Origin of the sequence: Streptomyces sp. NPDC047515 (assembly GCF_040643055.1) — a bacterium.
Taxonomy (GTDB): domain Bacteria; phylum Actinomycetota; class Actinomycetes; order Streptomycetales; family Streptomycetaceae; genus Streptomyces.
Window position 1 is genome coordinate 23,266 of record NZ_JBEYTM010000070.1, and the last position, 8,869, is coordinate 32,134.

Annotated in this window: 7 protein-coding genes; 6 read left to right on the forward strand and 1 reads right to left on the reverse strand. The window is 69.2% G+C overall.

Going from position 1 to position 8,869, the window contains the following annotated elements; all coding sequences use genetic code 11:
• The first annotated feature begins 109 nt into the window (after nt 1–109).
• The 5 genes from ABZ826_RS34440 (at nt 110) to ABZ826_RS34460 (ending at nt 6,291) form a co-directional block, all read left to right on the forward strand.
• A complete protein-coding gene (locus ABZ826_RS34440; protein ID WP_361457476.1) occupies nt 110–238 on the forward strand; it encodes a hypothetical protein in 129 nt (42 codons plus the stop codon).
• Nucleotides 239–623: 385 nt separating this feature from the next.
• Nucleotides 624–1,877, forward strand: a complete 1,254-nt coding sequence (locus ABZ826_RS34445) for a helix-turn-helix transcriptional regulator (protein ID WP_361457479.1) — start codon at nt 624–626, stop codon at nt 1,875–1,877.
• A gap of 300 nt (nt 1,878–2,177) precedes the next feature.
• Entirely contained in the window at nt 2,178–2,969 is a 792-nt protein-coding gene (locus ABZ826_RS34450; protein ID WP_361457482.1) for a toll/interleukin-1 receptor domain-containing protein, read from the forward strand.
• Nucleotides 2,966–4,954: a hypothetical protein gene (locus ABZ826_RS34455; RefSeq protein WP_361457485.1), complete on the forward strand. Its 1,989-nt coding sequence runs from the start codon at nt 2,966–2,968 to the stop codon at nt 4,952–4,954. The genes ABZ826_RS34450 and ABZ826_RS34455 overlap by 4 nt, the downstream gene beginning before the upstream one ends.
• Nucleotides 4,951–6,291 carry a hypothetical protein gene (locus tag ABZ826_RS34460; protein ID WP_361457488.1) on the forward strand — a complete coding sequence of 447 codons (1,341 nt, stop codon included), beginning with the start codon at nt 4,951–4,953 and terminating at the stop codon, nt 6,289–6,291. Before ABZ826_RS34455 ends, ABZ826_RS34460 begins: the two co-directional genes overlap by 4 nt.
• Before the next feature lie 174 nt (nt 6,292–6,465).
• On the opposite strand, the gene ABZ826_RS34465 is transcribed toward ABZ826_RS34460, so the two are convergent.
• The gene (locus ABZ826_RS34465; RefSeq protein ID WP_361457491.1) at nt 6,466–7,884 is read right to left on the reverse strand and encodes an ATP-binding protein; all 1,419 of its coding nucleotides are present in this window, start codon (nt 7,882–7,884) and stop codon (nt 6,466–6,468) included.
• Nucleotides 7,885–8,235: 351 nt separating this feature from the next.
• On the opposite strand from ABZ826_RS34465, the gene ABZ826_RS34470 reads away from it, so the two are divergent.
• On the forward strand, nt 8,236–8,559 hold the full coding sequence (locus tag ABZ826_RS34470; RefSeq protein WP_361457494.1) for a DUF2004 domain-containing protein: 324 nt from the start codon (nt 8,236–8,238) through the stop codon (nt 8,557–8,559).
• Nucleotides 8,560–8,869: the final 310 nt, after the last annotated feature.

Genomic DNA, 8,869 nt, shown 5'->3' on the forward strand with positions numbered 1-8,869 from the left:
CCTGTCTGCTTCTGGGAGAACGACACCATCCAGTTTCGGTGGCCCACCATGGATGGCGGGGCGAACAAGGTCTCCCTCATCCATCAACGACCTGGCCGACCACGCCCAAGTGATCCTCCATTCCCATTTCTGGCAGGTGGGCGCCGGCCGCACGTACGGCGTCTCCGGCACCGGCCTGGACTGGGAACTCGACTGGACTGAGCCCTGGGAGCACCTGGTCGAAGAGTCCCGCACCTGACCCCTGCTGGAAGCCTCCGAAGCTCCCGCCGGCGACAACATCTTCGTCGCCCCCACCTGGATCGACGAGCGCTGCGACTTCGTGAACGACTGGACCCCGCCCGTGATCCTGTCATTCTCGATCGCTATGTACCGATCGCGGTCGTCCCCGGTCACTCCAAGAAACGGACGGGAACCAACGGAGAGCGAAAGAGGCAACGGGCAACACCGCCGAACCCCGATTCTCCAGGCGCGCGTCGTGCCAGACTCACTTTCGGATGCGGACCGAAACAACGCCGTCACAGCAGGTGTTCGCCGTCGGGTTTCGTGTCGACCGGTAATCGTCGGATGACGGCTCCCGTGAGGGCGGACGGCTCTCGCGGTCACTGTTCAAGGGGAGGTTGACGATGAGCACGACTTTACGTTTCGGCCCGGAACTTCGCCGTTTACGAATAGAAGCGGGGCTGACTCTGACTGAGTTCTCCGTGGCGCTCAACTACGACAAGGGGCACATAAGCAAGGTCGAGCGCGGGGAGCGTTCCGCGTCCCCCGAACTAGCCCGGCGGTGCGACGCCTTCCTCGGCGCGGACGGCGAGTTGCAGCGCCTGGTCACCCGACCCGAGACGGACTCGGACTCGGGCACCGCCGAATCCCCCGCTGGTCCGAGCCGCTGGCTCGTCGGGCGCCGGGCGGTCCTCTCGGCGGGTACGGGAGCGCTGATCGACCTCGGCCTGAAACTCGGCAGTCAGGCGCTGTCCTCCGCCGACGACCCCCTCCTGCCCTCCTTCCGCATGCAGTTCGACCATCTGCGGAAGCTCGGTCAGTCCACCGCACCCAAGGTCCTGCTGCCCCTGCTGGAGACGCAGACTCGCATGATCGCCGGGCTGGCCGCCGACGCTCGGTCCGTTTCTCGGGCCCCTGCGCTCCTGCTCGCCGCGCGGTTCGCGGAGTTCACCGGCTGGATGGCCCAAGAGGCCGGGGACAGCCACGCGGCACTCGGCTGGACGGGCGAGGCCGCCGAACTGGCGCGCGCCGGGGGTGACCCGTACCTCGGTTCCTACGCACTGGTGCGACGCGCCCTGGTCACAATGTACGGCGGGGACGCCGCTGGCACCGTCGCCCTGGCCCGCCGCGCCCAGAGCAGCGAACTCCCGCCGCGCATCCGGGGACTCGCGGCCCAGCGGGAGGCCCAGGGGCACGCGCTCGTCGGCAACGAAGTCGACTGCCTCCGCAGCCTCGACAAGGCGCGGGAACTGCTTGCCAGCGACGACGCCCGCAAGGGCGACGAGCCCGTGATCGGCACCTCCCATGTGAGCGATCCGGCGGCGATGTCGACCGGCTGGTGCCTGCACGACCTCGGCCGTCCCAAGGCCGCCGCCGAGGTACTCGACCGGGAGTACCGCCGCCTCCCGCCGCACGCGCTGCGTACCCGCGCCCGGTACGGCTTCCGCCGGTCCTTGGCCCATGCCGCCTCCGGGGAGGTCGAGCACGCGTGCGCGATCGCCGGGGATCTCCTGGAAGTGATGCCGGCCGTGCCCTCGGCGACGGTGAACAGCGACATCCGGCGTCTCGCACGGGAACTCTCCCGATTCCGGAGCAGCCGCGCCGTACGTGATCTGCAGCCCGTGCTGGCACGCGTGCTCGCCCCCGCGCACGACTGACAGCCCCTCCACGACCGACACAGACTTCGAGCCGCCCGGCTCGCCGGACTACCCGGTCCCTCCGGATCCCACGATCCCCGGCGGAACCCTCTGATCACCGCTCGACGCGTCGCATCGCGCCCCCGGCTTCTTCGGGCTGCCCGCGACCAGTGACGCACCAGGCGGCGCCCTTCCATCCGCACGCCCTCCCGTGGATGCGCCATGCCGTCCACACAATCGGGACCTCATGGCCCTGGGCGGACCCCGGTCCACAGCCCCGTGCCCGTTCACCCCGTCTTCCTTTCACGAAGGGAACCCTTCATGCCCGACGTCTTCGTCAACTACCGAACAGGCGACGAGGAGTCCGCAGCGACCATGATCGCTCGGGAACTCGCCCGTCGATTCGGCGACGAGCGGATCTTCTTCGCCAGCAACTCGATCGAGCCCGGACGCCGTTTCCCGGTGGAACTGGTCAAGGCGGTGGAGGAGTGCGAGGCTCTCCTCGCCGTGATCGGCCCGCGCTGGGCGGAGGTGCGGGGGGCCGACGGCCGCCCCGCCCTCGAAGCCGAGCAGGACTGGACCCGTCGCGAGGTCCAGACCGCGCTCGACCGCGGAGTCCTGGTGATCCCCGTGCTCGTCGGAAAGGCCACGAGGGTCGACCGCTCCGTCCTTCCGGACGATCTGCTGGAGCTGGCGGACTGCCAGTACCGGCGGTTCGACCACCGCAACGCCGAATCGGACCTGACGGCGCTCGGCGACACCCTCGCCCGGCTCCTGCCCGAGCTGGGCGCGGTGGACCACGACGCCCGTGCGGCGCAGGAGCGGGCAGAGGCGAAGTCCCGCAAGAAGTCGGCCAAGGACGCCAGGCACACCAGGATGCGGACGCGCGACGTCGAACAGCGCGTGCGCGGCATCGGAAACCTCAACGGAGATCTGTCCGGCACCTTCGTCAACGAACCACAGGGGCCCGTGAACACCGGTGGGGGGCACCAGTACAACGCTCCCCACTTCGAGGGCGACAACACCGGGGTCCAGTTCACCGCGGGCGACAACAGCGGTACGGTCCACCAACGCTTCGAGCGCGAGCGTCGGCGCTCGGACGACGGACGATGACCGAGCAGGACCGCGTCACCGTCAACGATCCGCGTGGCCCGGTGAACAATGGCGTAGGGCCCCAGTACGTCTTCTACGGCGGCGCGGATTGGATGATCCGCAAAGGGGTCGAGTCCCTCCGGATCGTCCGAGAGGACCGGGTGCGCCTGGCCAACCGGTTCGTTCGGCCGGTGGGCTATCGCATCGCCGCCGACTGCCTGGAGAAGCCCGGATCGGTGGTGCTGCTGGAGGCTGCGCCTGGCAGCGGCCGACGCGCCGCAGCGATCATGCTGCTGCACGAGCTCGGTGAAGACGCAGGCGCTGAAGAGGAGCAGGAGGAGGACCGGTTCGAGGAGCTTCCCGCCACGGACAAGGACGAGGCCACTCCCGCCCCCGGCGAGGGGGACCGCTTCCTCCTCGACCTCTCCGGGATCTCCGACGAAGAGGCGTATGCCAAGGCCCAGAGCCTCCTGGTCGTGCGCCGGTCACAGGTCCAGGAGGCGGGGGCCCGCATGGTGGTCGTCCTGCCGTCGGGCATGGAGCACGCCCACGCGCCGGAGCTCGAACCGCACACGGTGGCGCTGGGGCGCCCTCGGGGGATCGCCGTCGTCACCCGGTACCTCCGTATGGACCGGATGGCCTTCCACTCCACGGACCTGGGGAGCTACGACCTCCAGCGACTGTGCGAACGCTCCCCCATGCGGGAACTGGCGCGCCTCGCGGGGCTGGTGAGGTCTGCTCGCGACAGCGGCCGGTTCGGCGTCGACTTCGCGGGATGGCTCGACCAGGCGATGCACGCGGTGACCGACCGTGCCGGTGAGGTGGGTCGGCAGGTGGCCACGGTCCGCACCGCGCCCGAGCGGGCCCTGCTGCTCGCGGCGGCAGTGTTCGAGGAGGCCCGCGCCGACACCGTCTACGAGGCGTGGCACGGCTTGATGAGGATGGTGAGGCACGAGGAAGAGACGACAACCGAGCTCGCACGGACGGATTTCGGGGAGCGATTGGCGACGCTCGGGATCGAGCGGGACCTGGAAGGGCGGCTCCACTTCGGGCGGCTGGCCTACGCCGACGCGGTACGGACGTACTTCTGGGCGAACTTCCCCGGGACACGCGACGACCTCAGGAATTGGATCGGCCATGCCGCCGGGCTCCGCGGTCTGACCACCGACGACCGGGTGAACGTCGTCGTCCGCTTCGGCGAGCGGTCCCTGGCCGTCGGGCGACCCGACCACCTCTTCGACCTTGTGGTCCGCTGGGCGGGCCAGGCGACCGGGGCGTCCTGCGACCCACGAGCCGTGGCGGCCCTCGAACTCGGTCTCAGCCACGAGAGGTTCGGGGGATGGTTCCGCAGACGGATGTACGAGTGCGCGAGGTCCGGCCCCTTGTCGGACGGTCTCGTTCGCGTCCTGACCGCTGCCTGCCTCCAGAGCCTTGGCGCGACGCACCCGGATCAGGCAATGGTGCGGCTCCATTACCTCGCCGTACGGAAGGGGGAGGCGGCACGCGGGGCCCGGGAAGTACTTCTCGACCTCGCCGGCCGCGACCGTCGGCCCTACCGGCTACTGATCGACCGCCTGCGGGACCGGACGCATCGGGAGTCGCGCGGGGCTGAGCTCCATCTCCGGCTGCTCGCTGAACTGTTGAGGAGCGACCGGGCACCGGAGCCGCCGCCGTGGCCGGACCTGTTCCTGGGCTGGGAGACGGTTTTCTCTCATCCGCCGACGGAGCTCTGGAACCCGCTGGTGAGCAGTTGGCTGAACGCCGCGGCGGGCGACAGTACGCGGGAGATGGCGCTGGGCGTGATGGTCGGGGCGACACACGGCCGCACGGCCGCTCTGCACCGCCTCTACGCCATCGCCTGCAGCTGGGCGGGGCCCAGGCACCACCCGGCCCGGGCGGCCGTCGCCGCCCTCTTCTGGCAGCACATCGACAACGCGCAGTACGTCCGCACGGAGAGCGCGAAGCGTGCGGGTGCCGGACCACGGACCACGGAAGAGGCACTATGAAACACCGCTTTCCCAGCCTGCTGTTCGTCGCTCTCTGCGGCCTCGCACCGGCTGTGCTCGGAAACCTCCTGCACTGGTCGGCGTGGCTGTGGGGCTTCATGTCCATGGTCACGTCCTCGGGTTCCCTGCTGCTCGTGATGACGGTCCTCAGCGGTGGCCGCGCGTCGGCCGATCCGTACGAGCCCGAGGAAGCTGAGCCGCCCGCAGCGCCGACGGAGCAGCCGTACCAGGAGACTCGGGTGGTCGACGCGGCGCTACCGAGCGCAACGGACGGCTACGACTTCCTCTTCTCCGCCACCGTGTGGTGGAGGCCGGTCCCCGACCACGCCGACTGGTCCGACGGCGCCTCCCCGGCCCTCGCCGTTTCCTCGGTCGTCAGCCGGGCCCTGCAGGTCGTCCGCCACGAGGAGCCCGGCCGGGCGAGCTTCGCACGGTATCTCCTGGAAGGGGAGCTGGGCGCCCCGCTCCCGGACCGGAGCGGACGGGTGAAGGCCCTGGCCGCCGATGTGACACTGACCCTCGCCCCCACCGACCGTGAGCGCCTGCGAAAATTGAACGACCTTCGCAAGGACGAGGAGCTCTGGGAGTACGAGCGTCAGCACGAGCGCAACAAGCGGGGCTACCTCGGTGACGACGTGCTCAAGAGCACGGGCAGCGCCGTGGTGTGGTGGCTGGCCCGTCACGAGGACGACATCGAGAAGGCAGTCGACATGATCGGTCCGCTCGCCCAGATCTCGGCGGCGGCCAAGAACGAGGAGGTGCCCGAGATCTTCCGGCACCTGCTCGTCCCGCCCGTGGACGCGCGGACCGAAGCAACCGTCGGAGGCCCGCTGTGGGACGGGCACGCCCAGGGAGGAGGGACGTTCGACCGCGAGGAGGAAGTGGGGGTTTCGGATCGGCTGCTCCTGCTGCTGGCGGCGGTGGGCCTGAAGCCGGACATGGATGAGTACACGGTGTTCGTGCACCGTGTGGTGCGGAGCCTGGAGGCGGCCGGGCTGGACGAGGCCGCCGAGGAGATCAGGCAGACCCTTCTCCCGGCGCCCGACGAGGGGCCGGAGGATGAGCCTCCGAGCGAGGGGGACACCACCGGGCCCTGGTCGCCGCGCTTCCGAGCCCCCGAGGGCGCGCCGTTCACCGACGCGGCCGCGGACACGAATGCCGACCCGGATGCGTTCACGCCGGGGTCTGCGGAGAGTGGCGCAGGCGAACGGAACCAAGACCGGCAGGAGACGAGCGAGGACGACATGACGCCTCCCTACTTCTGGGACACCTCGCACAGCCCGCACCGGCCCGCCGCACCTCGCGCACAGGACGAGGACGACGAGGACAGGAGCTGATCCGGTAGACGGTCGGTCCTCCGAGGCTCCCCCTTCACCGCACATCGCGGCGGGGGAGCCTTTCCTGCCCCGGGGCCTGGGCACGAGGAGGCTCAGGACCGCCAACGCTGCACAACAGTGCCGGTAAGCGACCGAGGCCTCACCGACTCCCCTACCTCACCTGACATCCGCCACTCACAGCGGCCAGGCGGTCAGCAAATCGCCGGGGCCGTAGGTGGCGTCGAGCCCCAAACAGTCGACTCCACTACGCGAAACCGCCGCGACTGGAACAGGTTCGTCGGTGAGGGCAGCTCGGTGCCGATGCAGAGCGGCCAAGTCATGCCGGTCGAAGGGCGACTGCTCCAGCCACTTGATGGAGCCGACGAAGAACAGCTCCTTGGCGATGGGGGCGCGGTCGGCCCCGACGATATCGATCTCGATGTCGTTGGTGCGGGTCCAGTAACCGCCCACTGCGGGGGCCGCGGGCAGCTGGTCGTCGGGCAGTATCCGCGCCAGGGCCTCACGAACAAGAGGCTCGACGGCCCGACCGCGCCAGCTGGTCCAGTTCTCCCGGATGCGCGCCAAGGTCAGATCGCCCCGCCCCCGCTCGATCTCCTCCATCGACGGGCCGAGCAGGTGCAGCCAGAACCGCAGGTACGGATCTGTCACCCGGTAGCGGCGGTCCTTCGAAGGGCGCAGCGATACAGGCAGCTCGCCGGCGACGATCCGTTTGTCCGTAAGCAGCTCCAGAGCTCGCTGCAGCGGCGTGGCCCCGATCCCGCCGGCTGCACGGGCGATATTGGTGAAGGTCCGCTCGCCACTCCCGATGGCCGTCAGTACCTTGCGCGCCTGTACCTGCGGGGGGAATTCGGCGGCCAGCGAACGCTCGGCCGACACCAGCAGGGCCGAGACCGGATCGCTCAGCGCCTCGCGGAGGAAGTCCCACAGCCCTGCGCCGCGCGGCCACTCTGCGCAGATCAGCGGCAGCCCGCCGGTGACCAGTGCGGCGTCGACGGCTTCCGCCGGATCCAGCCCAAGCATCTGCCCCACCTCAGCGGGGTTGAGCGGTCCCAGCACCATCTCCCGGCCGCGCTGATGGAAGGGGCGTCCGTAGCTGTTCAGTGCCTCCATCATCGACAGATCGGAGCCGATGAGGACCAGCAGCACCGGCTTGGTCTCCAGCACCCGGTCCCAGGCCCGTTGCAGCATCCCTTCGAAGGCGCCGTCGGTATCCATCAGGTACGGCACTTCGTCGATGATCAGAACGCTCGCCCGGTCGGCAGGCAGCGCCGCGGCCAGCACATCGAACGCGGCATCCCAGTTCTCCGGCCGCGCGGCGGCCACCAGCCCCGCCAACGGCAGCGTCGACGCTTGGGCATCCCTGGCCAGCCGTGCCAGATCGTCCCTGGGGGATGCACCAGTCGCAGCGAAGAACAAGAAAGGGGCTCCGGAGCGCTCCGCAAACCGCTCGACCAGCCGCGACTTGCCCACCCGGCGCCGCCCACGCAACATCACGCACCGACCGGGCCGCTCCCCGCCGATCCCTGCCGCCACCTTCTGCAGCTCTCGCTCCAACGTCGCCAGCTCCTGGCGACGTCCTACAAAATCCACCACGTCTCGTCGACCTCCATTCATGACACTAACAACAATGTTAGCAACATAGAGGTTAGTGATTGCCTTCGTGGCCCTCGGCAGACGTGTCGACCGAGCCCTGGGACGTGACAACAGTCTGCGCAGTGGCGGGCACTCAGGGGTGTCGTTTCGAGCAGGCCGCGCGCGGCTCGTGCACGGGCAGATGACGCCGGGGGTGCTGTGCCGGCAGAACCGGTACCCGCACGGAGTGATCGCGGCCGAAACCTGGATCAGGAACGTCCACTCCCCCTCAAGCCCTGCCCCGCCCATCGGAATGACAGGCCCCATGAAGAGCATCGACGACCCTTACTTCGGGCACCTTGAGGTTCCGCTTTGCCGGCCCTGGTCACCGCGGCTCGCGCGGCGATCAGTGAGGACCTGCAGCAGGATCGCTACTTCATCGACCACCACGCCGACGAACTCGACGACGCCGAAGTGATCAAGCGCCTCACCCGGGAAGCGAACGGCGAACCGATCAGCGTCGACGCGTTCACCGCAGCCATGCACCCCGTTCGGATCGGGCTGTGGCACCCGACCGGGGAGGCCGAGACCCGGATCGTCATGGACTACACGATCGACGCCGCGACCAGTGACGAACTCCTTGCCGTCAAGATGTCCCGCGACGGGACCGTGGCATCCGTCGACTGGGAAAGCTGACGGCGCCGGCCCCACCTCCGTGGTGGCGAACCTGCGGCGCCGCACGGGGCACAGTGCATCGATCCTGGGCGCTGAAGACCCGGACCGCGTCAGCGTTCAATCGCGACATCCGTGGAATCCCAGGCACTTGTGCGCCGCCCGCACGGGACAAGCTGATCGCCGCCGCCTACGACCTCGGCCACTATCGCGTCGTCTACACCATCGACAACGGGGAGCTAGTGTCCTGCGCCGAGAATTCGTTGAATAAGTAGACTGCTTCCATGGCGAAGATGGGGCGGCCGATGGCCGAGCTGGTGTTGTCTGAGGAGGA